The organism is Saccharothrix sp. NPDC042600, assembly GCF_040647305.1.
GTDB lineage: Bacteria > Actinomycetota > Actinomycetes > Mycobacteriales > Pseudonocardiaceae > Actinosynnema > Actinosynnema mutabilis.
Window position 1 is genome coordinate 1 of sequence record NZ_JBEZBW010000121.1, and the last position, 22,851, is coordinate 22,851.

A 22,851-nucleotide genomic window follows, 5' to 3' on the forward strand; every position below is an offset into this window, starting at 1 on the left:
CGCCGAACCGGGCCGCCGAACCGGGCCGCCGAACCGGGCCGCCGAACCGGGCCGCCGAACCGGGCCGCCAAACCGGGCCGCCGAACCGGGCCGCCAAACCGGGCCGCCAAACCGGGCCGCCAAACCGGGCCGCCAAACCGGGCCGCCAAACCGGGCCGCCGAGCGGCGGGCCAGCGCGGCTGGCGCGGCGGGGGGCGGCGAGGGCGGCGCGGTCGTGGTTGCTCGGTCTGGCCGGGTTGGCGCTGGTGGCGCGCACTGGCCCGCGCAACGCGAGAGGCCCGCCCCCGGTGGTCGGGGACGGGCCTCGTCAGCGGCTTGCGCTCAGTGCTCGGAGGGCGCGTCCTTGCGGGGCTCCGGGGTCGCGCCGATGGGCAGGTCCAGGGTGAGCGGGCCGGCCTTCTCGAACAGGAAGGTCACGCGCACCGTCTGGCCCGGCCGCAGGTCGCCCTTGAAGTTCTTCAGCACGATCTTGACCTTGCCCGGCTCGCTCGGCTTCGCCGACACGGACACCGACGCCGACGGGTTCGCCGTCGTGGTCGGCGGGGCCGAGATGGACGTGCCCGACGCGGACGTGGTCGTCGTGGTCGTCGGCGAACCCGTGGTCGAGCCCGGGGTGGTGGTGCCGGAGGCCGCGGACGCCGAGGTCGTGGAGGCCGGGGACGACGTGGTCGTCTTGTGGCTGCCCGCGTCGTCCTGGTCCGCCTCGGCGCTGATGGCGGTGCCCGCCTCAAGGTCCCGGTCACCGGTGATCTCGGCCTCGGCCGACCGCTCGCTGGTCACCGACAGCAGCTTGTCCGCGTCACCGCCGTTGTTCGCGATGACCACCACGACCGGGGCGCTGTCGCCCTCCTCGTAGTACCCGTGCTCCACCGGGAACAACAGCTGCGCGTCGCGGACGGCGATGACGCCGACCGTCCCGCTCGCACCGTTGACGGCGGCCACCTGGGTGTCGGTCTGCGTGACCTGGCCCGCGCTGCAACCCGCAGCCGCGAGGCCGAGGCCGGCCGCCACTGCGGCCACGAGGGCCAGTCGGCGAGACGCTGGGGACTTCTGCGGTGCGCGACCCACGGCTGCTCGGATCCTTCCGGTGTGCTGACACAGGCGGGCCGTACCCGGCAGTACGCCGGTCGACCACCAGTCCAGGAGCCTAACGGGGCCTTCACCGGCCCACCTCATGTGGTGCCCCACAACACCCGCCACGACGTCCACTGTGGAGCAAGATCGACCTGGGCCGTTGCACGTCGCCGGGTGGTTTGTCAACCCCCCTCGTGGCCCTGACCTGCGCGAACTGATCTCCGGACGCCGAAGAGGGGATTGCTCGACGTGTTAGGATGGGGTTAGCGAAAGGGGCAGAGGACACATGGTTTTCAAGGTCGGAGAGACCGTCGTCTACCCGCACCACGGTGCCGCTCTCATCGAAGCAATCGAGACCCGTGTGATCAAGGGCGAGGAGAAGAAGTACCTCGTTCTGAAGGTTGCCCAGGGCGACCTCACGGTTCGCGTCCCCGCCGACAACGCCGAGATCGTCGGCGTGCGCGACGTGGTGGGCCAAGAGGGTCTCGACCGGGTCTTCGAGGTCTTGCGCGCTCCTCACACCGAGGAGCCGACCAACTGGTCCCGGCGGTACAAGGCCAACCTGGAGAAGCTCGCGTCCGGTGACGTGAACAAGGTGGCCGAAGTGGTGCGCGACCTCTGGCGGCGCGAGAAGGATCGCGGACTGTCCGCTGGTGAGAAGCGGATGCTGGCGAAGGCTCGACAGATACTGGTTAGCGAACTGGCGCTCGCCGAGGGCACCGACGAGGACAAGGCCGAGGTCCTCCTCGACGAGGTCCTCGCCACCGCGTCCTGACCCTCGACACTCGAAGAACAAGAACAACATGGGTGTGGTCGCGCTCGTGCCCGCGGCGGGCCGGGGAGAGCGGCTGGGTTACGGCGTGCCCAAGGCACTCGTCCCCGTCGACGGCGTTCCGTTGCTGGTCAGAGCGGTGCGCGGCCTGTTCGAGGCGGGTTGCGTGCGGCACGTGGTCGTCGCCGCGCCACCGTCCGATGTGGACACAGTGAGAACCGTCACCGCCCCGTTGGCGCACGCCGGCGGGGCGGTGCACGTGCTCGCGGGCGGCGCGGAGCGGTCGGACTCGGTCCGGCTCGCGCTGGAGCACGCGTTGCGCGAGTTCCCCGACACCGACGTCGTCCTGGTGCACGACGCCGCCCGCGCGTTCACGCCACCGCACGTCGTCAAGGCCGTGGTGGACGCCGTTCGCGCAGGTCACCCGGCGGTCATCCCGGTGCTGCCGGTGGCCGACACGGTCAAGCAGGTCGATCCGGACGGTGTGGTGGTCGCCACGCCGGACCGGTCGGCCCTGCGCGTGGTCCAGACCCCCCAGGGCTTCGACGCCCGCACGCTGCTGCGCGCGCACGAGGCCGGTCTGCACGCCACGGACGACGCGGGCCTGGTGGAACGGCTCGGTGTGCCGGTCACCACGGTCCCGGGGCACCCGGACGCCATGAAGATCACCACCCCGTTCGACCTCGCGGTCGCGGAGGCGCTGCTCGTGGGAGGCCAGGAGTGAGGGTCGGCATCGGCTCCGACGTCCACCAGGTGGAACGGGGCCGGGAGTGCTGGATCGCCGGCCTCCGCTGGGAGGGCGTCGACGGGTGCGCGGGTCACTCCGACGGGGACGTCGCCGCGCACGCCCTGTGCGACGCGCTGCTGTCCGCCGCCGGACTGGGTGACCTCGGTGCGGTGTTCGGCACCAGCGACCCGCGCTGGTCCGGCCGGCACGGCGTCGAGTTCCTCGCCGAGGTGCGCCGGCTCCTGGCCGAAGCCGGCTGGCGCGTCGGCAACGCGTCGGTGCAGGTCATCGGCAACGCGCCGAAGGTCGGCAAGCGCCGCGACGAGGCGCAGGAGGTGCTGTCCGAGGCCGTCGGGGGTCCGGTGGCGGTGAGCGGCACCACCACGGACGGCCTGGGTCTGACCGGGCGCGGCGAGGGCATCGCGGCCATCGCCACCGCGTTGATCATCCCGCTAGCCTGAGGGTCATGGCGATCACCCTCAGCGCCGCGACGCGTGCCCTGGTCGACGGCCCCAACTACGCCACCATCTCCACCCTCAACGCCGACGGCAGCCCGCACAGCGCGGTCATGTGGATCACCCGCGACGGTGACGACCTGCTGTTCTCCACGCTGCGCGACCGGGTGAAGGAGCGCAACGTCCGCCGCGACCCGCGGGTGAGCGTCAGCGTGTGGGACCACCGCGACCCCGAGGTGTACGCCGAGATCCGCGGCACCGTCACGGTCACCGAGGACACCGACCGGGCGCTCGCCCACGCCCTGGCGCGCAAGTACACCGGCGGGGACTTCCCCGAGGAGGCCCCGGACAAGGTGCGCGTGGTGCTGCGCGTGACGCCGACCAAGGTCGCCGGCAACGCGGCGTGAGCACCCGCCGGGTGGCCGTGGCGAGCTTCGGCGGCACGGCGGCTCGCCACCCACCTGGTCGCCGCGCACGGGGCGGCGGCGGTGCCGAGTGTGGCGTGCGTCCTGCTCCTGCCGGAAACCTACAAAGCCAGGTCCAGACCAACTAGCGTGCGGTTGTGACGATCCGCGCCGTCCTCTTCGACTTCTCCGGCACGCTCTTCCGCCTCGAACACGAGTCCCTGACCGCGCACGCGGACCTGATGCGGGCGCTCACCGCGCCGGTCGGCCTGGACGAGAGCCTCGGCGTGGACCCCGACGAGTGGGAACGCCGCGACCTCGACGGCGACGTGCACCGCGACCTGCACCTCAAGGTCCTGGCGAAGGCCGGCGCGCCGGACCCGGCGGCGTTCTACGACCGGCTGGTCAGCCCGCCGTTCTGGCAGCCCTACCCGGACACCGCGCAGGCCCTGGGCACCGAGCTGCCGACCGCCGTGGTCAGCAACATCGCCTGGGACATCCGGACCGTGTTCGCCCGCCACGGCGTGCAGCACCGGGTGGACGAGTACGTGCTGTCCTTCGAGGTCGGCGTGGTCAAGCCGGACCCCAAGATCTTCCAGATCGCCTGCGAGCGCCTGGGCGTGCGCCCCAGCGAGGCGCTGATGATCGGCGACAGCGAGGAGGCCGACGGCGGCGCCGCCGCGGTGGGCTGCCGGGTCGCGATCGTCCCGCCGCTGGAGACCGCGCAGCGGCCCGGCGCGCTGCTCGACGTCCTCAAGGCGCACGTGGCATAGGCAACCGGCATAAGCACACAAAGCCGGGCGATTCAACCCCGGGTGGCCCACGCCCGTACCATCTTCACGTGAGCCTCCACCTCTATGACACCGCGAGCCGGCAGATGCGGGAGTTCGTCCCGCACGTCTCCGGAACGGCGTCGATCTACGTGTGTGGGGCGACGGTGCAGGGCGTGCCGCACATCGGCCACGTCCGCAGCGGCCTGAACTTCGACGTGCTGCGGCGCTGGCTCCAGCGCACCCACGACGACGTGCGGCTGGTGCGCAACGTCACCGACATCGACGACAAGATCCTCGCCAAGGCCGCCGACCACGGCCGCCCGTGGTGGGAGTGGGCGTACACGCACGAGCGCGCCTTCGAGGACGCCTACGCGGCCCTGGGCTGCCTCCCGCCGTCCTACGCGCCGCGCGCCACCGGCCACGTCACGCAGATGGTCGAGCTGATGCAGCGCCTCATCGACGCCGGTCACGCCTACGCGGCCGGGGGTGACGTCTACTTCTCCGTCACGTCCTTCCCCGAGTACGGCGCGCTGTCCGGGCAGAAGCCGGACGAGGTGCACCAGGGCGAGTCGGCGGCGCAGGGCAAGCGCGACCCGCGCGACTTCACGCTGTGGAAGGCCGCCAAGCCCGGCGAGCCGTCGTGGCCGACGCCGTGGGGCGCGGGCCGCCCCGGCTGGCACCTGGAGTGCTCGGCGATGGCCACCGCCTACCTCGGCGGCACGTTCGACATCCACGGCGGCGGCATCGACCTGGTCTTCCCGCACCACGAGAACGAGCAGGCGCAGTCCCGGGCGGCCGGCGACGGGTTCGCCAACTACTGGATGCACAACGCGTGGGTCACGCTCAGCGGCGAGAAGATGTCCAAGTCGCTGGGCAACACCGTGTCCATCCCGGCGATGCTGGAGAAGGTGCGCGCGCCCGAGCTGCGCTACTACCTGGTCGGCCCGCACTACCGGTCGACGATCGAGTACTCCGAGGAGGCGCTGGACGAGTCGGTGGCCGCCTACCGGCGGATCGAGTCGTTCGTGCGCCGCGTGGTCGAGCGGACCGGGGCCGTGGGCGTGGGCGAGCCGACGCGGCCGTTCGTCGCCGCCATGGACGACGACATGGGCACGCCGGGCGCGCTGGCCGCGATCCACAAGCGGGTCCGCGAGGGCAACACCGCGCTGGAGGCCGGTGACGACCTGGCCGCCCGGTCGGCGGCCGAGTCGGTGCGCGCGATGACCGCCGTGCTGGGCCTGGACCCGCTGGCGTGGGCGGACGTGTCCACCCGGGACTCGGGCACCCGCCAGGCACTGGCCACTTTGGTCGACCGTGTGCTGGAAGAGCGCACGAAAGCCCGCAAGGACAGGGACTTCGCGAGGGCCGACACCCTGCGCGACACCCTGCTCCTGGCCGGGATCGCCGTCGAGGACACCCCCGACGGTCCGTTGTGGACGCTGAAGGACGACTGACACCGTGGCAGGCAACTCCAAGCGCCGGGGCGCGATGCGCAACCCGGGCTCCAAGAAGGGCGCGGTCGTCGGTTCCGGCGGGCAGAAGTCCAAGGGCTTGCAGGGCAAGGGGCCGACGCCGAAGGCGTCCGAGCGGCCCAACCACCCGGCCTACAAGCGCGCGCAGGCCAAGGCGAAGGTCGAGCAGGTCCGCGGCCAGCGCCGCAAGGCCGCCGAGAACGCCCCGGAGACCGTCGCCGGCCGCAACCCCGTGGTGGAGTGCCTGCGCGCGGGCATCCCGGCGACCGCGCTGTACGTGGCGCTGGGCATCGACGCGGACGACCGGGTCGCCGAGGCGGTCAAGCTGGCCGCCGACCGGGGCATCTCCGTGCTGGAGGTGCAGCGCGGCGAGCTGGACCGGATCACCGGTGGCGCGATGCACCAGGGCCTCGGGCTCCAGGTGCCGCCCTACGAGTACGCCGACCCGCGCGAGCTGCTGGAGACCGCCCGCCAGTCGGGCACGCACCCGCTGCTGGTGGCGCTGGACGGCGTGACCGACCCGCGCAACCTGGGCGCCGTGGTGCGCTCGGCGGCGGCGTTCGGCGCGCACGGCGTGCTGCTGCCGCAGCGGCGTTCGGCGGGCGTCACGGCCGTGGCCTGGCGGACCAGCGCGGGCACCGCGGCGCGGATGCCGATCGCGATCGCCACGAACCTCACCCGCCAGCTCCGCGAGTGGGCCGAGGAGGGCCTGATGGTCGTGGGCCTGGACGCGGACGGCGACGTGGACGTCGACCACCTCGACCTGGCCACCGGGCCGCTGGTGGTCGTGGTCGGCTCCGAGGGCCGCGGCCTGTCGCGGCTGGTCAAGGAGACCTGCGACCAGACCGTGTCCATCCCGATGGCCTCGGGCGTGGAGTCGCTCAACGCGTCGGTGGCGGCCGGTGTCGTGCTGGCCGAGGTGGCGCGCAGACGGCGCGTCGAGGGGTGAGCGGACCCGGCGGCGGAGCCGCTCGGTGTGATGAACGGCGGTTTGTCACCCGATCGGCTTCCCGGGTGCCGTCCGGCGGCTAAGGTCTGCGCCGATGTCCTTCGCCACCCCGCTCTTCCTGTGGTTCTTCATGCCGGTCGTGCTCGCGGCCGTCCTCGTCGCACCCAGGAACCGGCGCAACGCGGTCGTCGCCGTCGCGAGCCTGCTGTTCTACGTCAGCGGCGCGGGCGGCACGACGGTCCTGCTGCTGGTCTGCATGGTCGCGAACTACCTCGCGGGCCGGCGGCTGGAGCCGGGCGCGCCGGGTGACCGCCGGCTGGTGCTGGTGGGCTCGATCTGCCTGAACCTGGGCGTGCTGCTGGTCTGGAAGTACGCCGGGTTCGCCACCGAGCAGCTGCACGACATCGCCTCGGTGGTCGGCGCGGACCTGCCGGTGGTGCACCTCGCGCTGCCGATCGGCATCTCGTTCTACACGTTCCACCACATCTCGTACGTGGTGGACGTGTATCGGGGCGAGCGGCCGGCGCTGCGCGACCCGGTCTCGTTCGTCACCTACATCGCGATGTTCCCGCAGCTGGTGGCCGGGCCGATCGTCCGGTTCCGCGAGATCGCCGACCAGTTGCCGCAGCCGCGCACGCACCGGTGGGACGACATCGCGGCGGGGTTCCCGCGGTTCGCGCTGGGCCTGTGCAAGAAGGTGATCATCGCCGACTCGCTGGCCCCGCTGGTGGACGCGTGCTTCGCCACGCCGGCCGACCAGATGACCACGGGCATCGCGTGGCTGGGCGCGATCGGTTACACGCTGCAACTGTACTTCGACTTCTCCGGGTACTCCGACATGGCGATCGGCCTGGGCCGGATGCTCGGCTTCCGGCTGCCGGAGAACTTCGCCCGCCCGTACTCCTCGGTGACCGTCACGGAGTTCTGGCGGCGGTGGCACATGTCGCTGTCGCGCTGGTTCCGCGACTACGTCTACATCCCACTGGGCGGGAACCGGACCGGCGTGCTGCGCACCTACCGGAACCTGGGCGTCGTTTTCGTGCTCACCGGTTTCTGGCACGGGGCGAACTGGACGTTCCTCGTGTGGGGTTTGTTCCACGGCGCGCTGCTCGTTCTGGAACGCCGTTTCGGATGGGATTCCGCGCCCGTGACCGCGCCCGCCCGAATTGGCCGGCGGGTCCTCACCATGCTCCTCGTGGTGATCGGCTGGGTGTTCTTCCGGGCACCCGACCTGGGTACCGCGTTCACAATCATCGGCCATCTGGTCGTGCCCGATTTCGGGTCCTTCACCGACGCCGTGTCGGCGGCGGCGACCAATCAGCGGATTGTGCTCCTGCTCGTCGCGCTGGCCATTGTGGTAATGCCCAGCCACCCCGTGACGGGCCCCTACCTGGAGTCCTCGCGCGACAAGATCGCCGTGGCCGCTAGGGTGTCCCTGATGACGGTGGGCGTCGCCTACGCCGCGATCCTGGTCGCGAGTGGCACGTTCAGCCCGTTCTTGTACTACCAGTTCTGATCAAACGCGGCGGGCCGCACGAACGCACTGGACCGGTCGGACCAGCGACTGCGACGACCAATGGAGGTCGACTTGACGCAGGGTAGGCGAGGTCGGCTCAGGACGGGTCACCTACGGTCAACTGTCAAGAATAGGTGCCCGGTTTTTCGCCATTGTAACTACTTTATGTAACCGACCTGGTCCGTTCGGGTACACACTGTGGTAGGACAGGGATTGCACAACCAGCAGCTTCTACCGTGCTAACCGAGGAAATAGTTACTCGGGTGGGGGTAACGTGACTCGCTCAACGGGGCCGACGAACCGGGAGCCGTGGTGACTTCCGGGGGGACCATCCGCGCGCTCGTGGGCAACCGCGAGTTCCGCGGCATGTGGATCGGCTCGACGGCGTCGACGTTCGGCGACCAGCTCGCGGCCGTCGCCCTGTCACTCCTGGTGTACGAGCGGACCGGGTCCCCCGCCTGGACGGCCCTCACCTGGTCGCTGACGCTGCTGCCGTCGCTCGTGTCCGGACCGCTGCTGGGCTGGATCGCCGACCGGTTCCCCCGACGCACGGTGATGGTGTCCTGCGCGTGGCTGCAGGCCGCGCTGGTCGGCCTGATGGCCGTGCCGGGCGTGCCGCTGTGGGTCATGATCGTGCTGCTGGTGCTCGTGCTGATGGTCGCCTCGCCGTTCCTGGCGGCCCAGGAGGCGAGCCTGCCCTCCGTGCTGCCGGACAAGCGCTACGACGACGGCGTGGCCCTGTTCGGGACGTCCACGGACGTGGCCCAGATGGCCGGCCTGGCCGCGGCGGGTTTCCTGGTGACCGCGACCAACGCGCACGTGGCGCTGGCGATCGACGCGGTGACGTTCGTGCTGGTCGCGCTGCTGGTGCAGTTCTCCGTGCGGCACCGGCCGGCCGCAGACCCGCTCGGGAAGGGGCATCGGGAGTCCGAAGACGGCAAAGGAGCTTTCGCTCTGCTCGTCACGGAACCGCGTCTGCGCTCTCTAATGGGTATGCGCCTTTTGGCCGGCATCGCGATGGTGCCCGAAGGGCTCGCCGTGCCACTGGCCGCGAGCCTCGACGCGGTATGGGCTGTCGGCCTCATCCTGGCCATCGAACCGGCCGCCAACGTGCTGGGCGTGGCCGTGCTGTTCCGGCTGGTCAGGGACCCGGCGAAGCGGGAGCGGCTGATCGGGCCGCTGGCCGTGCTGTCGCTCGCGCCGCTGGTGATGTTCGCGCTGAACCCCAACCTGACCTGGACGATCGCCCTGCTGGTGATCGCCGGCATGGCCGGGGCGTACCACACGCCGGCGCGGTCGGCGTGGATGCGCATCCTGCCCGACGCCTACCGCGGTCGGGCCTACGGCATCGCGCGGACGGCGCTGCGGTCCAGCCAGGGCGGAGGCATGGCGCTGGCCGGCGTGGTCGCGCACGCGATCGGCTCGGTGACGGCGACACTGGCGGGCGCCGGGGCCATCGGGGTGCTCCTCGCGGGGCACGCGACCGTAGCCTGGAACCGCGCACGTGCCAGGACCGACCCGAACGCGGTGATCACATGAAACGTACTCATCATGAATGGCGATTCTCATGACGAGGCGTTCGTGTGCCGTCCGCGAGAACGCACGCACGTACGGTGAAGTTTCCGGACCGGGCTCAAGGAGAGCGATGGGGTCACCACTCGCGGTTACGCATGGCAGACGCTCCTCTACGCGCGACTTGGGTACCGATGGGGGCCGTCGGGCCGCCGGGCCGGCGAGTAGCCGCGCGGCGGCGGCATGAGTGTAGGGGGGACGTGGTGAAGAACAGTTTGCCTGACCACGAGCCGTCCGCGACAGCCAGACGGCGTCTGGTGCGCAACTGGGACCTTTGGGCGCTGCGCCGTACCGCGATCGCCTACATCCTTTCCGTCGAACTGGCGGTGGCAATTGCGGCCGTTTGGCTGCTGACTACGCTCGGTTCCGCTCTCGCCACGGATTGGGTGCGGTTCGCCGCACTCGTGCTCGCCATCACGGTCCACCTGACGATCGTGCGGCGCGCCGAGGAATCCCGACGTGACGAATCGGCGGGTCCGTACTTCGACCTGACGTCGGTCTGGACTTTCGCGGCTGCCATCGTGCTGCCCGGGGGCATGGCCGTGCTGGTCGCCGTGTGGCTGCGGATCGTGCTGTGGCCGATCGCGCGTCGCCAGCCCTACCGGTTCGTTTTCACCTCCGCCCACATCGTGGCAAGCACGCTGCTGGCCAACGCCGCTGTCCACATGACGGGACTGTCGCTCGGGTCCTCGTCGGGTCAGGTCCTGCTGGACCTCGGGCTGCTCGGCGTGCTCGTGCTGGTGGCGGCGCTGTACTGGTTCGTGCAGGTGGCGTTGATGTCGGTGGCGCTGCGGATCGTGAACCCGCAGACCCGGTTCGTCGACGCGCTCGGGTCGCGCAACGACAACATGCTGGAGATGACCACGCTGGGCGTCGGCGCGATGCTCGGCATGCTGATCGCCACCCACTGGGTCGCGCCGCTGCTGCTGGTCGTGCCGGTGATCCTGGTCAACGCCCTGCTGCACCGCGCGTCGGAGCGGCAGGCGCACCTGGAGCGCTTGGTCGCCGAGCAGCACAAGGCGCACCTGCAGCTGACCAAGGACGCCCACACCGACTACCGGACGGGCCTGTTCAACACGACGGGCCTGAACGAGCACGCGGAGAAGCTGACCGCCGACTGCCGCCGCTCGGGGCGTCCGGTCACGGTGCTGGCGATCGACCTGGACCACTTCAAGCGGATCAACGACACGTGGGGCCACCCGGCGGGCAACGCGGTGCTGGCCGAGGTCGGGCGCATCCTGCGGGAGAAGCTGCGCCCCGGCGACGTGGCGGGTCGGGACGGCGGCGAGGAGTTCGTGGTGGTGCTGGCCGACACGGGCTTGGCGCAGGGCACGGCGATCGCCGAACGCGTGCGCGAGGCCATCGGCGAGATGTCGGTGGTGACGACGGACAAGCACCGCAACACGGTCACCCTGCGCGGCCGGAACCTGCCGGTGACCGAGGACGGGCCGGAGGTGCGGGCGATCTCGGCGTCCATCGGCGTGGCGGTGGTGCCGGACAACGGCGACTCCCTGGCGGTGGCCCAGCACAGCGCCGACGCGGCCCTCTACACCGCGAAGGAGAACGGCCGGAACCAGGTCCGGGTGGCCGGCATCGACATCCACGCCCGCCACCTACCCGCGCCGAGGGTGGACGAACCGGAAGTCAGCCGTTCGGCCTGAGCCCGTTCGAGCAGCCCGCCGGCGTCACTCGACCGGGACTTTTGTCGGTCCCCCCTGGGACAATGGAAACCGGGGGCCGGAGGCCGCGCCCAGCGCACCAGCCAAACCCAACCCAACCACCAACCCACCCCCACCGCCCACCCCCGCACGCCTGCACCCGCTCGCACTCGCCGGCCCGCCACCGCCGCCGACCCACCCGCGCCCGCCCGCCCGCGCCAGCCAACTCGCCCGCGCCAGCCCGCCGCCCGCCAGCCCGCCACTCGCGCCAACCAGCTCGCCCGCACCGGCCAGTCCTCGTCCACGAGCCGCCGCCCGCACCGACCCGCCCGCGCTGGCCACACCCGCCCGCCGGCCCCCGCCCAGTCCGCGCGGCCACCCGCGCCCACCGCCGGCGCGAGTTCGCCGCGCGCCGGCGCGAGTTCGCCGGGCGCGGCCTCCGGCCCCCGTCTCCATTCTCCCAGCGCCCACCGACAAAAACGCTCAGCCGACCCTCAGCCGAACCCTCAGCCGAGCGCCTGGCGGGCGTAAGCGCGCACGTCCGCGTCGCTGTCCCCCTGCGCCCGCACCAGCGCCGCCCGCACCGCCTCCTGCCCGGACCACCGCGCCAGCACCCGCACCGCCGCCTTCCGCACGTCCAGGTTCTCGTCACCCAGCGCCGCCACCACCCGCGTCGGGTCGCCCACCGCCCACACGGCACCGACCCGGACCCGCCAGGACGGATCACCCAGCGCGACCACGGCCACCGGCTCCAGCTCCGCGAACCCCGCGCCCGCCTCCAACGCCGCCGCCCGCACCAACGGGTCCGCGTCGTGCGCCAGCGCCACCAGGACGTCCGGCCGCGCGCGCAGCCCGCCCAACCCCTGGGCCACCAGCACGCGCAGCTCCCGCGCCGGGTCCCCGGCCACCGAGGCCAACAGCTCCGCCGACCGGAGCGCCACCAGCCCGCGGACCCCGGCCGCCCGCACCGCCGGATCCGGGTCGCGCACCGCCCGCGCGTAATCGGCCTCGGCCCCGAGCTTCAGCGCCCACAGCACCTCGACCGCCACCGCGCCCGGCGTCGCGGCCAGCGCCTCCCGCAGCGGCTCGCTCGGGGGCACCACCTCGACCAGTTCCCGCAACCCCGCGCCGGCCGCCGCCCGCACCCCCGGGTCCTCGTCGGACATCGCCCGCACCAGGGCGAACTCGAACCCCGGCGGCACGGCCTCGGTCAGCACCGCCAGCGCCGACCGCCGCACGGCCGGGTCCGGGTCCGCCAGGTACGGCGACAGGGTCGCCAGGTCCGGCTGCGCGTCGGTCAGCGCCAGCAGCTCCAGCAACCGCCCCGACGACACCTCCGCCGCACCACCCGACGACACCTCCGCCGCCGTCGCCACGGTCACCGCCCGGCCCGCCAGCACCTCGACCGACCCGGGCGGCGGGGTGAACCCCTCGACCGGCACCAGGTAGGGCGCCACGGGGCGCTTCACGAACTCCATCGCGCCGGCCGCGTTCTTGCGCAGGTTCAGGTGGTAGAACCACGAAGCGTCGTCCCGGCCGGGTGCGTCCACGCGGTCGTGGTAGAGGCCCCAGCGGCTCTCCGTGCGGGTCAGGGAGGCGTGCGCGGCCATCTCCGCGCAGTCCCGGATGAAGTGCACCTCGGCGCACCGCATCAGCTCGTGCGGCGTCCGCGCGCCCATCGCCGCGATCTCCGCCTTCATCCGCTCGAACGACTCCAGCGCCAGCTCCAGCCTCGTCCCGGACTTCGGCGGCGCCACGTAGTCGTTCACGAACCGCCGCAGCTTGTACTCGACCTGCGCCTGCGGCGGGCCGTCCGGGTGGCGCAGCGGGCGGTAGACCAGCTCGTGGGCGGCGGCGATCTGGTCCTCGGGCAAGGAAGGGGGAGCCTGAGCGGAAGCGGCGGCGTCCGCGCCGGCCAGGTCGCCGAACACGAACGCGCCGAGCATGTAGTTGTGCGGCACGCACGCCAGGTCGCCGGCGGCGTAGAGGCCGGGCACGGTGGTGCGGCCGTGGTCGTCCACCCACACGCCGGACGCCGAGTGCCCGCCGCACAGGCCGATCTCGGAGATGTGCATCTCCACGTCGTGCGTGCGGTAGTCGTGGCCGCGTCCACTGTGGAACGTGCCGCGCGTCGGCCGTTCCGTGGTGTGCAGGATGGTCTCCAGCGCGGCCACCGACTCCTCGGGCAGGTGCGTGGTCCGCAGGTAGACCGGTCCGCGTTCGGAGGCGATCTCCGCCGCCACCTCCGCCATCATCTGGCCGGACCAGTAGTCGCAGTCCACGAACCGCTCCCCCAGCGCGTTCACCTGGTACGCGCCGAACGGGTTGCCGACGTACGCGCACGCCGGCCCGTTGTAGTCCTTGATCAGCGGGTTGACCTGGAAGCACTCGATGCCCGACAGCTCCGCCCCGGCGTGGTAGGCCATCGAGTAGCCGTCGCCGGCGTTGGTCGGGTTCTCGTAGGTCCCGTAGAGGTACCCGCTCGCCGGCAGCCCGAGCCGGCCGCACGCGCCGGTCGCCAGGACCACGGCGCCGGCGGACACCACGACGAACTCGCCGGTGCGGGTGTTGAACCCGACCGCGCCGACGGCCCGCCCCTCCGCCACCAGCACCCGCACCGGCATCACGCGGTTCTCGATGCGGATGCGCTGCCGCATCGACCGTTCCCGCATCACCCGGTACAGCACCTTCTTGACGTCCTTGCCCTCGGGCATCGGCAGGACGTACGAGCCGGACCGGTGCACCTGCCGGACGTGGTACTCGCCGTCGGCGTCCTTCTCGAACTTGACCCCGTACCGCTCCAGCCGCCGCACCATGTCGTGCCCGCGGGTGGCGGTCTGCAGCACCGTGCGCTGGTCGACGATCCCGTCGTTGGCGCGGGTGATCTCGGCGACGTAGTCCTCCGGCGACGCCTTGCCGGGGATGACGGCGTTGTTCACCCCGTCCATGCCCATCGCGAGCGCGCCCGAGTGCCGGACGTGGGCCTTCTCCAGCAGCAGCACGGACTTGCCGTGCTCGGCGGCGGTGATCGCGGCCATCGAGCCGGCCGTGCCGCCGCCGATCACCAGGACGTCGCAGGACAGCTCGACCCGGTCGGCCGGCGCGGGGACCTCCATCAGCCCATCACCGCCGCCAGGATCGCCTCGCGCGCCACGTCGACCTCGCCCGCGCCGAGCACGACCACCCGGTCGCCCAGCAGCACGGCCTCGTCCACGTCGTGCGTGACGAAGATCGTCGTCGTCCCGGTCTCCCGCAACACCTCGACCACCAGCCCCTGCATCGCCGCCCGGGTCTGCGCGTCCAGCGCGCCGAACGGCTCGTCCATCAACACCAGTCGTGGCGCCTGCGCCAACGTCCGCGCCAGCTGCACCCGCTGCCGCATCCCGCCGGACAGCTCGCGCGGCAGGTAGTCCTCGAAGCCCGCCAGCCCGACGCGGTCCAACCAGGACCGCGCCACTGCTCGACGCTCCGCTTTGGACACCCCGCGCAACACCAGCGGCAGCTCGACGTTGCGCAGCGCCGTCCGCCACGGCAACAACCCGTCGTCCTGGAACACCAGCGCCCGGTCCCGGGACGGCCCGCGCACCGGCACGCCGTCCACCAGCACCCGGCCGGACGTGATCGGCAGCAGTCCCGCGACCGCCCGCAACAACGTCGACTTGCCGCACCCGGACGGCCCGGCGACCACGACGACCTCGCCGTCGCCGATCACCAGGTCCAGGCCCCGCAGCACCGCCGACCGCCCGTACCCGGCGGTCAACCCCTCGATCACCACGCTCACGCCCGCACCTCCCGGGGCAGCCACCGCGTGGCGCGGCGGCCCAGCAGTTCCACGGCGGAGGACGTCAGCCACCCGAGCAGGCCGATGGTGACCATGCCGACGATCACGCCCGGGTAGTCCACGACCGTGTAGGCCTGCCACGTCCGGTAGCCGACGCCGAACTGGCCGGAGATCATCTCCGCCGAGATCACGCAGATCCACGACACGCCCATGCCGACCGACAGGCCGCCGAACACCCCTGGCAGCGTGCCGGGCAGCACGACCTTCACCAGGACCTGCCACCGGCTGCCGCCCATCGTGCGGATCGCGTCCTCCCAGATGGTCGGCAGCGCCCGGACCGCGTGCCGGGTGCTGACCAGGATCGGGAAGAACGCCGCCACGAACGTGATGAACACGATCCCCTGCTCGTCGGTGGGGAACAGCAGGATCGCGATCGGCACCAGCGCGATGGCCGGGATCGGCCGCACCACCTCCAGCAGCGGCTGCAACAGGTCCCCGAGCAGCCGCGACCGCGCCACCACCACGCCCAGCGCGGTGCCGAACACGGCCGCGAGCAGGAAGCCCGTGCCGATCCGCGCGAGGCTGCTCCCCAGGTCGCGGTAGTACTCCGACACCTGGACCTGCCGCACGAACCGCTCGGCGACCTCGACCACCGTCGGCAGTTGGTCGAACCGCAGCCACACCCGCGCGCCGGTCGCCGTGAGCACCTGCCACAGCGCCAGCCCGGCGGCGAGCGAGACCGCCCGCAGCACCCACCGACCGGTCATCACGCCGCCGCCAGGGCTTGCTCGTAGGTCAGCACGGGACCGCGCTTCTCGGCTTCGGCGAGCGTGGTGAACGGCTGGAGCCTGCCGTCCACGCGGACCCAGTGGGCGTGCTCGGCGAACCACCGGGTGCCGGTGGCGGCGTCCGGGACGTAGGCGACGCGGACCTTCCGGCCGGCCTGCTTGACCTGCTTGAGCAGGCACTCCGGGGTGGCCGCGGGGACCGTGGCGGGCTCGCCGTCGAACCAGATCTCGCCCGCCGTCGCCGGATCTGAGACCTCGACGCCGCACGCCTTGTCGGTGCCGGTGATGCGGGCCGGGTTGACCAGGTCCTCGGTGCCCGCGCCGACGGCGGCCTTGAGCGGTCCGTCGTCGATGAACCGGTCGACGTCGAGTTCCTCGATGTTGCCGATGGACTTCAGGAACGGCACGTCCTCGCGCAAAGCGTTGCGCAGCACCGACTTCAGCGACAGGTCGAACGTGGCGATGCCGTTCGCCCCGTTGTAGAGGTAGACGACCTCGGTGGGCAGACCGGTCGCCTTCGCGACAACTTCCGCGGCCGGCAACGGGTTCTCGTGCAAGAACTTCGTCGCGTCGTGCTGGGCGCGCAGGAACTCCGCGAGCACGTCGGGCTGGGTGGTGGCGAACGGCTTGCGCACCACGACCCCGTGCAGCGTCGGGAAGTTCAGCGCCGCGCCGTCGTAGAGCAGCTTGGCCTGCTTGGCGAACACCAGTTGCCCCGGCCAGGCCACGAACTGCGACAGCGCCGCGACCCCGCCGCCCTGCAACGCCGACGCGCCCACGGACGGCTGTTGGTTCTCCACCGCCACGTCGATGCCGCCCAGCGCGCGCACGAGCGTGCCGTGCCCGGCGGACCCGACGCTCGCGGACACCTTCTGGCCCTTGAGGTCCGCGAGCGTCTTCGCGGTGGAGTCCGGCCGCACCACGACCATGTTCAGCGCGCCGCGCGGGTTGTAGCCGGTGACCGACACCATCCGGGTACCCTCGTCGCCTTGCTTCTGCGTGCGGGAACCGTTGATGAGCAAGGGGAAGTCGCCCATCGAGCCGATGTCGATCTTGCCCGCGATCATCTGAGCGGTGATGGGTGCGCCGGTGTCGTAGTCCTGCCAGGTGACTTCGTACTTCTTGCCGGTCTTCCTGCCGAGTTCTTCGAGGCGTTTCTCGAAGAAGCCCTTGTCCCGCAACAACGTTCCGGCGGTCACGGTGTTGATGGTCTTGGACTGGTAGCCGATCACCACCGGGACGGTGTCGGAGGAGGCGGAGCCGGTGCCGCACCCGGCGACGGCGGTCGAGGCCAGCACCGCGGCCAGCAGCTTGCGCATGGGTCTTCCTTTCACCGCAGCAGGTAAGGCATGTTGATCTCGACCGCGCCCGTGGGGCAGCGGGCGGCGCACGGGCCGCAGTACCAGCACTCGTCGACGTGCATGTAGGCCTTGTTGGTCTCGGGGTGGATGGCCAGCGAGTCCAGCGGGCACATGTCCACGCACAGCCGGCAGCCGTCGATGCAGCGGGACTGGTCGATCGTCACGGGGACGTCGACCCGGTTGTTGACCAGGGCCATCGTGGGTGCTCCGGGGGTGTGGGGGTCAGGGGAGGCGGCGGCAGTCCGCGCGCATGGTGATGCGGTCGCCGCGCATGCGGATGAACTCCAGGTCCACCGGGCGGCCGTCGGCGAAGTGGCTCAGGCGTTCGACCACGAGCAGCGCCGCGCCCTTGGGGACCTCCAGGACCGTGGCCGCGTGGAGGTCGGCGTTGACCGCTTCGAGGGTGACGGCGGCGGCGCCCAGGCGCTGCCCGGAGGTCTGCTCGATGAGGGCGAAGATGTCGCGGTTGCGCAGGTCCTCGTCCAGCAGCGGGAGGCCGACGTCCATCGCCAGGTAGGTGAGGTCGAGGGACAGCGGCAGGCCGTTGAGGCGGCGCAGGCGTTCGACGTAGACGACCTGCTCGCCGTCGGGCAGGCGGAGTCGTTGCGCCACCGGCGAAGGCGGCTTGATGGGGCCGGCCGCGCGGACGTCGTTGGTGACCTCGCCGTGCTCGTGCAGGGTTTCGGCGAGGCCCATCAGGTGGTTCAGGCCGTGGGCGTACTTCTCGGTGACGACGACGGTGCCCACGCCGGGCACGCGTTCGATCAGGCCCTCTTCCCGCAGCAGGTCCAGCGCCTCGCGGATGGTGTTGCGGGACACGGAGAACTCGGTCGCCAGGAACATCTCGTCCGGCAGCACGCCGTCCGGGAACGCCTTGCGCACGACCTGCCGGCGGATCACGTCGGCGGCCTGCCGCGCCCGGTCGGCGCGCAGTCGCCGTTCGGGTGCGCTGCTCATGGCGCACAGTCTGGGTCAGCGACGCTGAACGGACGGTTGCCGGACTGTTACGCCACCTGGGAAACCGCCGGTGGGCGCGCTGACCTGCGCCGGGAGGGCGCGGACGACCGTCCTACGCCACTGGATGACCGTCCCAGCTAGTGGACACCGGCCGCGCGGCCCCGCGAGCGCCCGAAGGCTCGGCATACGAGGTATATCAGGAAGGACACCGCCGTGACGAACGCGCTCACCGGCACCCCCGGCGCGAGCGACAGCACGATCCCCACCACGACCGCCGTCTCGGCGAACACCACGGCCAGGATCGTCGCCTTGACCGGTGACGCGGTGACCCGCGAGGCCGCGGCGGCGGGGGTGATCATCAACGACAGCACCAGCAGCGCACCCACGATCTGGACCGTCAACGCCGTCGCCACGCCGACCAGCACGAAGAACACCACCGACAGCGTCCGCACCGGCACACCCCGCGCCGTCGCCACCGCGGCGTCCACGGAGGAGAAGTGCAGCGGCCGGTAGATGAACGCCAGGACCGCGATCACGGCCACCGCCGTGCCGATCAGCAGCCACATGTCGGTCGAGCCCACGGCCACGATCTGACCGGTCAGCAACCCGAACTTGTTGGCCGTCCGTCCCTTGTAGAGGGCGAGGAACAGCACGCCGAGGCCGAGTCCGAACGCGAGGATCGCGCCGATCACCGAGTCGCGGTCGGCGTCGCGGCGGGACAGCAGGCCCAGCAGCAGCGCCGCCACCACGGACCCGGCCAGCGCGCCGTACCCGACGCCGATGCCGAGCAGCAGCGCCGCCGCGCCGCCGGTGAACGCCAGTTCCGCGGTCCCGTGCACGGCGAACGCCATCTTGCGGGTGACGACCAGCGGGCCCAGGAGCCCGGCGGTCAGGCCGAGCACGACGCCCGCGATCAGCATCTGCCGGACGAAGTCGTAGCCGAGCAGGTCGAACGTCAGCGGCCAGTCGAAGAAGTGTTCCATCAGCCCTCATCCGCCACGTGGTGCGGCTCGTCCTCGCACACGTGCTGCGCGCCGACCACGTGGATCTGGTCGCGCACGCGGACCACCTCGACGTTCGTGCGGTACAGCTCGGACAGCGTCGCCGAGGTCATCACCTCGGCCGGCGTCCCGATCCGGAACCGCCCCTCGACCAGGTAGAGCACGCGGTCGACCAGCGGCAGGATCGGGTTGATCTCGTGGGTGACGAACAGGACGGCCGTGCCGGCGGCGCGGCGGCGCGCGTCGATCAGGTCGCTGACCACCCGCTGGTGGGCGAGGTCCAGCGACAACAGCGGCTCGTCGCACAGCAGCACCGCCGGGTCGCCGACGAGCGCCTGGGCGACGCGCAGGCGTTGCTGCTCGCCGCCGGAGAGCAGCCCCACGGGCTCGTCGGCGTACCGGGTCGCGCCCACGGACTCCAGGGCGGCGTCGACGCGCTCGCGGCGGACCTTGCGGCCGCGCAGGCCGGTGCCCCACACGTGCCCGTCGAGGCCGAAGCCGACCAGGTCGCGCCCGCGGAGGCTCAGGCTCGGGTCGAGCGCGCGTTGCTGCGGGATGTAGCCGACGCGCCGGTTGCCGCCGGCCACCTCGACCGTGCCCGCGGACAGCGGCTGGAGGCCGAGCAGGACCCGCATGAGGCTGGTCTTGCCCGACCCGTTGGGGCCGAGGACGGCCACGAACTCGCCGGCGGCGACGTCCAGGTCCAGGCCGTCCCACAGCACGCGGTCGCCGTAGGACAGCCGCGCCCCGCGCAGGGCGACGGCGCTGCGCACGGACCTGTCCGCCACCGGTGTGATCATCCGCGCAGCGCCTTCTCCAACGCCTCGACCTGCTTCGTCATCCACTCAAGGTAACCCGTGGCGCCCTCGGGCAGCGTCTCGGTGACCTCGACGACCTGGACGCCGGTCTGCCGGGCCTTCTCGACCAGGCCGCGGACGGCGGGGTTCTCGGTCTGGGTGTTGTTGACCACGGCGGTGACCTGCTTCCGCTCCACCAGGCCGGTGACCTCGGCGAGCGCGGCGGCCGGGATGTCGGTCTCGGCCTCGACGGCGTCGCTGAACGACTCGGGGGTCACGTCCTCGACGTCGGCGGCGTCGAGCAGGTAGTGGGCGACGGGCTCGGTCTCCAGCACCTTCTTGCCCTTGCCGACGCCGTCGAGGCGGGTGTGCAGCTCTTCCAGCTCCTGGCCGAACTCGGCGGCGTTGGCCTCGAAGGCGGCCTTCTTGTCCGGCGCGATGGCGGCGAGGTCGGCGGCGGCCTGGTCGGCGACCTTGCGGACGGTGTCCAGGTCGTACCAGACGTGCTCGTTGGCCTCGTGCTCGTGGGCGTGCTCGTCGGCCGGCTCGGGGCTGGGCTTGGTGCTCTCGGCGCCCGGGGTGCCGCTGGGCTCCGCGCCCGGGGTGCCGCTGGGCTCGTCGCCGTGGGCGTCGTGGCCGGAGGCCTTGCCGGACAGCGGGAACGTCTCGATCTTCTTCGCCTGCTCGGTCTCGGGGCCCAGGAGGGTGGCGAAGAAGTTGTCGTAGCCGCCGCCGTTGAAGATGACGAGCTTCGCGTCGCGGACCGCGGCCACGTCGGAGGGCTTGCTCTCGTAGGAGTGCGGGTCGCCGGACGGGTCGTTGATGATCGAGGTGACCTCGACCGCGTCGCCGCCGACGGCCTTGACCACGCTGCCCCACACGTTCGTGGAGGCGACGACCTTGATCTTGCCGTCGGTGGTGGCGGGGCCGTCGCCGCTGCCGCAGGCGGTGAGGGACACGGCGGTCAGGGCGGCCACCGCGCCGACCAACGCGTTACGGACAGTCATCGCGGAGCTCCTCGACAGGCTGATTCAGAGGTAATGGAAACCGTTGTCGAGTTCAGTTTAGAACGCTCCGCTACCTCGCTGTCCAGCGGCATGCCCTGTTCGTGGCCGGGGTCTCGGCCGGGGTCTCGACGCGCGGAGGGCCACCTCCGCCGCAGGAGGTGGCCCTCGTCGCACCGGGTGGGTCAGTCGGTGAGGCGCAGACCCGACTCCGGGTGGAACAGGTGGATCTCACCGGCGTCGCGGACCGCGACCTTCACGGTCTGGCCGAGGGTCGGCGGCGTGCGGCCGTCGACGCGGACCACGAACCGCTCCGAGGAGTCGCCGATGCGGACCGCGCCGTGCAGGAGGGCGTCCGCGCCCAGCTCCTCGACCAGCTCGACGACCATCTCCATGCCGTGCTCGTGCGAGGGCACCAGCGCCAGCGACTCGGGCCGGACGCCGAACACGACCTCGGACAGGCCCTCGCCGGCGGCCTTGTCCAGGGCGCGGCGCTCCAGCGGGACGACCACGCCGTCGAGCTTGGCGCCCTCGGCGGTCAGCGGGACGGTCTTGAGGTTCATCGCGGGCGAGCCCATGAACCCGGCGACGAACGCGTTGGCCGGCTTGTCGTAGAGGGCGCGCGGGGTGTCGCACTGCTGGAGCAGGCCGTCCTTGAGCACCGCGACGCGGTGGCCCATCGTCATGGCCTCGACCTGGTCGTGCGTGACGTAGATGGTGGTCGTGCCCAGGCGCTGCTGGAGGGCGGCGATGTTGGCGCGGGTCTCGACGCGCAGCTTGGCGTCCAGGTTGGACAGCGGCTCGTCCATGAGGAACACGGAAGGCTCGCGCACGATCGCGCGCCCCATCGCGACGCGCTGCCGCTGGCCGCCGGACAGCGCCTTCGGCTTGCGGTCGAGGTACTTGGTCAGGTCGAGCATCTTGGCCGCGTCGGCGACCTTCTCCTTGATCTCGGCCTTGTTCACGCCGCGCAGCTTGAGCGCGAAGCCCATGTTCTCGGCGACGGTCATGTGCGGGTACAGCGCGTAGGACTGGAAGACCATCGCGATGTCGCGCCCCTTCGGCGGGACGTTGGTGACGTCCTTGCCGCCGATCTTGATGGCGCCCTCGTCGACGTCCTCCAGGCCGGCGAGCATGCGCAGCGCCGTGGACTTGCCCGAGCCGGAGGGGCCGACGAGCACGAGGAACTCACCGTCGGCGACGTCGAGCGACAGCTCGTCCACCGCGCGGACCGGCGGGTTGCCGGAGAAGATCCGCGAAGCCTTGACGTACGCGACCTCAGCCATGTGTGACGCACCTTTCAACCGCAAGCTTTGTCGCAACGCTAGGCATTGCAAGCGCTTACGGGAACACCGCAATTGGTCTAGTTCACGGCGTCTCCGGCGACCGGGTTGTCGTACCCCGGTGGGACGATGGAACCGGGGGCGGCAGCCGGCCCACGCAGGCCGCAACGAGCCCGCACAGCCCCACCAAGCCCCATCAAGCCCTCGCGCAGACCCCGCCTATACCCCGCAGCCCACCCACGCCACGCCCCTCGCCGCGCTGGACCACGCCGCCCAGCCCGCCACGCCGGACCACGCCACGCCTCTCCCCCGCGCCGCGCCGGACCTTGCCGCCGCCCCCACCGCCAGCCGCACCCGCCGCGCGACGAACCACGCCATGCCGGCCCACGCCGCGCCGCCAGCCCGCCCCCTCAGCACCGGCCGAGCAAGGCAGGCCGGCCGAGCGCGGGCGGAGTAAGGCCTCGGCCAGACGGGCGGAGCCGGCGCGGGCCGGCGGCGCTGGCCGGG

At 71.9% G+C, this 22,851-nt stretch carries 21 protein-coding genes; 10 read left to right on the forward strand and 11 right to left on the reverse strand.

Annotation, left to right across the window (positions count from 1 at the left end; translation table 11 throughout):
* Nucleotides 1-321: 321 nt before the first annotated feature.
* On the reverse strand, nucleotides 322-1,020 hold the full coding sequence (locus AB0A74_RS37835; protein ID WP_358257301.1) for a hypothetical protein: 699 nt from the start codon (nucleotides 1,018-1,020) through the stop codon (nucleotides 322-324).
* Nucleotides 1,021-1,360: 340 nt separating this feature from the next.
* On the opposite strand from AB0A74_RS37835, the gene AB0A74_RS37840 reads away from it, so the two are divergent.
* The 10 genes from AB0A74_RS37840 (at nucleotide 1,361) to AB0A74_RS37885 (ending at nucleotide 11,375) form a co-directional block, all read left to right on the forward strand.
* Nucleotides 1,361-1,849 carry a CarD family transcriptional regulator gene (locus tag AB0A74_RS37840; protein WP_065915127.1) on the forward strand — a complete coding sequence of 163 codons (489 nt, stop codon included), beginning with the start codon at nucleotides 1,361-1,363 and terminating at the stop codon, nucleotides 1,847-1,849.
* Between the two features lie 28 nt (nucleotides 1,850-1,877).
* Nucleotides 1,878-2,570 carry a 2-C-methyl-D-erythritol 4-phosphate cytidylyltransferase gene (ispD, locus tag AB0A74_RS37845; RefSeq protein ID WP_358257304.1) on the forward strand — a complete coding sequence of 231 codons (693 nt, stop codon included), beginning with the start codon at nucleotides 1,878-1,880 and terminating at the stop codon, nucleotides 2,568-2,570.
* Complete coding sequence (gene ispF / locus AB0A74_RS37850) at nucleotides 2,567-3,034, forward strand: 2-C-methyl-D-erythritol 2,4-cyclodiphosphate synthase (protein WP_358257306.1); 468 nt, start codon at nucleotides 2,567-2,569, stop codon at nucleotides 3,032-3,034. The genes ispD and ispF overlap by 4 nt, the downstream gene beginning before the upstream one ends.
* A 5-nt stretch (nucleotides 3,035-3,039) precedes the next feature.
* Complete coding sequence (locus tag AB0A74_RS37855) at nucleotides 3,040-3,435, forward strand: PPOX class F420-dependent oxidoreductase (RefSeq protein WP_358257308.1); 396 nt, start codon at nucleotides 3,040-3,042, stop codon at nucleotides 3,433-3,435.
* 155 nt (nucleotides 3,436-3,590) lie between these two features.
* Nucleotides 3,591-4,205, forward strand: a complete 615-nt coding sequence (locus tag AB0A74_RS37860; protein WP_358257310.1) for an HAD-IA family hydrolase — start codon at nucleotides 3,591-3,593, stop codon at nucleotides 4,203-4,205.
* 68 nt (nucleotides 4,206-4,273) lie between these two features.
* The gene (gene cysS / locus AB0A74_RS37865) at nucleotides 4,274-5,659 is read left to right on the forward strand and encodes a cysteine--tRNA ligase (RefSeq protein ID WP_358257311.1); all 1,386 of its coding nucleotides are present in this window, start codon (nucleotides 4,274-4,276) and stop codon (nucleotides 5,657-5,659) included.
* A 4-nt stretch (nucleotides 5,660-5,663) separates the two neighbouring features.
* Nucleotides 5,664-6,626, forward strand: a complete 963-nt coding sequence (gene rlmB / locus AB0A74_RS37870; RefSeq protein WP_358257313.1) for a 23S rRNA (guanosine(2251)-2'-O)-methyltransferase RlmB — start codon at nucleotides 5,664-5,666, stop codon at nucleotides 6,624-6,626.
* A gap of 94 nt (nucleotides 6,627-6,720) precedes the next feature.
* Complete coding sequence (locus AB0A74_RS37875) at nucleotides 6,721-8,142, forward strand: MBOAT family protein (RefSeq protein WP_358257315.1); 1,422 nt, start codon at nucleotides 6,721-6,723, stop codon at nucleotides 8,140-8,142.
* A 312-nt stretch (nucleotides 8,143-8,454) separates the two neighbouring features.
* Nucleotides 8,455-9,681 (forward strand): MFS transporter, encoded by a 1,227-nt coding sequence (locus AB0A74_RS37880; RefSeq protein ID WP_343935524.1) that lies wholly within the window; start codon nucleotides 8,455-8,457, stop codon nucleotides 9,679-9,681.
* Between the two features lie 419 nt (nucleotides 9,682-10,100).
* Nucleotides 10,101-11,375: a GGDEF domain-containing protein gene (locus tag AB0A74_RS37885; RefSeq protein WP_358257317.1), complete on the forward strand. Its 1,275-nt coding sequence runs from the start codon at nucleotides 10,101-10,103 to the stop codon at nucleotides 11,373-11,375.
* A 503-nt stretch (nucleotides 11,376-11,878) separates the two neighbouring features.
* Here the strand turns inward: AB0A74_RS37885 and AB0A74_RS37890 are convergent.
* The 10 genes from AB0A74_RS37890 to ugpC form a co-directional block, all read right to left on the reverse strand.
* Nucleotides 11,879-14,488, reverse strand: coding sequence for a fumarate reductase/succinate dehydrogenase flavoprotein subunit (locus AB0A74_RS37890; RefSeq protein WP_358257319.1), 2,610 nt, complete (start codon nucleotides 14,486-14,488; stop codon nucleotides 11,879-11,881).
* A complete protein-coding gene (locus tag AB0A74_RS37895) occupies nucleotides 14,488-15,153 on the reverse strand; it encodes an ABC transporter ATP-binding protein (RefSeq protein ID WP_358257321.1) in 666 nt (221 codons plus the stop codon). Before AB0A74_RS37895 ends, AB0A74_RS37890 begins: the two co-directional genes overlap by 1 nt.
* A complete protein-coding gene (locus AB0A74_RS37900; RefSeq protein ID WP_358257323.1) occupies nucleotides 15,150-15,920 on the reverse strand; it encodes an ABC transporter permease in 771 nt (256 codons plus the stop codon). Before AB0A74_RS37900 ends, AB0A74_RS37895 begins: the two co-directional genes overlap by 4 nt.
* Nucleotides 15,920-17,260 carry an ABC transporter substrate-binding protein gene (locus AB0A74_RS37905; protein ID WP_358257325.1) on the reverse strand — a complete coding sequence of 447 codons (1,341 nt, stop codon included), beginning with the start codon at nucleotides 17,258-17,260 and terminating at the stop codon, nucleotides 15,920-15,922. The genes AB0A74_RS37900 and AB0A74_RS37905 overlap by 1 nt, the downstream gene beginning before the upstream one ends.
* Nucleotides 17,261-17,271: 11 nt before the next feature.
* A complete protein-coding gene (locus tag AB0A74_RS37910) occupies nucleotides 17,272-17,499 on the reverse strand; it encodes a 4Fe-4S dicluster domain-containing protein (RefSeq protein ID WP_121223525.1) in 228 nt (75 codons plus the stop codon).
* Nucleotides 17,500-17,524: 25 nt separating this feature from the next.
* Nucleotides 17,525-18,259, reverse strand: a complete 735-nt coding sequence (locus tag AB0A74_RS37915) for a GntR family transcriptional regulator (protein ID WP_358257327.1) — start codon at nucleotides 18,257-18,259, stop codon at nucleotides 17,525-17,527.
* A 137-nt stretch (nucleotides 18,260-18,396) separates the two neighbouring features.
* Complete coding sequence (locus AB0A74_RS37920) at nucleotides 18,397-19,242, reverse strand: metal ABC transporter permease (RefSeq protein ID WP_358257329.1); 846 nt, start codon at nucleotides 19,240-19,242, stop codon at nucleotides 18,397-18,399.
* Nucleotides 19,242-20,060 carry a metal ABC transporter ATP-binding protein gene (locus tag AB0A74_RS37925; protein ID WP_358257331.1) on the reverse strand — a complete coding sequence of 273 codons (819 nt, stop codon included), beginning with the start codon at nucleotides 20,058-20,060 and terminating at the stop codon, nucleotides 19,242-19,244. The genes AB0A74_RS37920 and AB0A74_RS37925 overlap by 1 nt, the downstream gene beginning before the upstream one ends.
* Entirely contained in the window at nucleotides 20,057-21,064 is a 1,008-nt protein-coding gene (locus AB0A74_RS37930) for a zinc ABC transporter substrate-binding protein (protein ID WP_358257333.1), read from the reverse strand. Before AB0A74_RS37930 ends, AB0A74_RS37925 begins: the two co-directional genes overlap by 4 nt.
* Before the next feature lie 182 nt (nucleotides 21,065-21,246).
* Nucleotides 21,247-22,347: a sn-glycerol-3-phosphate ABC transporter ATP-binding protein UgpC gene (ugpC, locus tag AB0A74_RS37935; protein ID WP_358257335.1), complete on the reverse strand. Its 1,101-nt coding sequence runs from the start codon at nucleotides 22,345-22,347 to the stop codon at nucleotides 21,247-21,249.
* Between the last annotated feature and the right edge of the window lie 504 nt (nucleotides 22,348-22,851).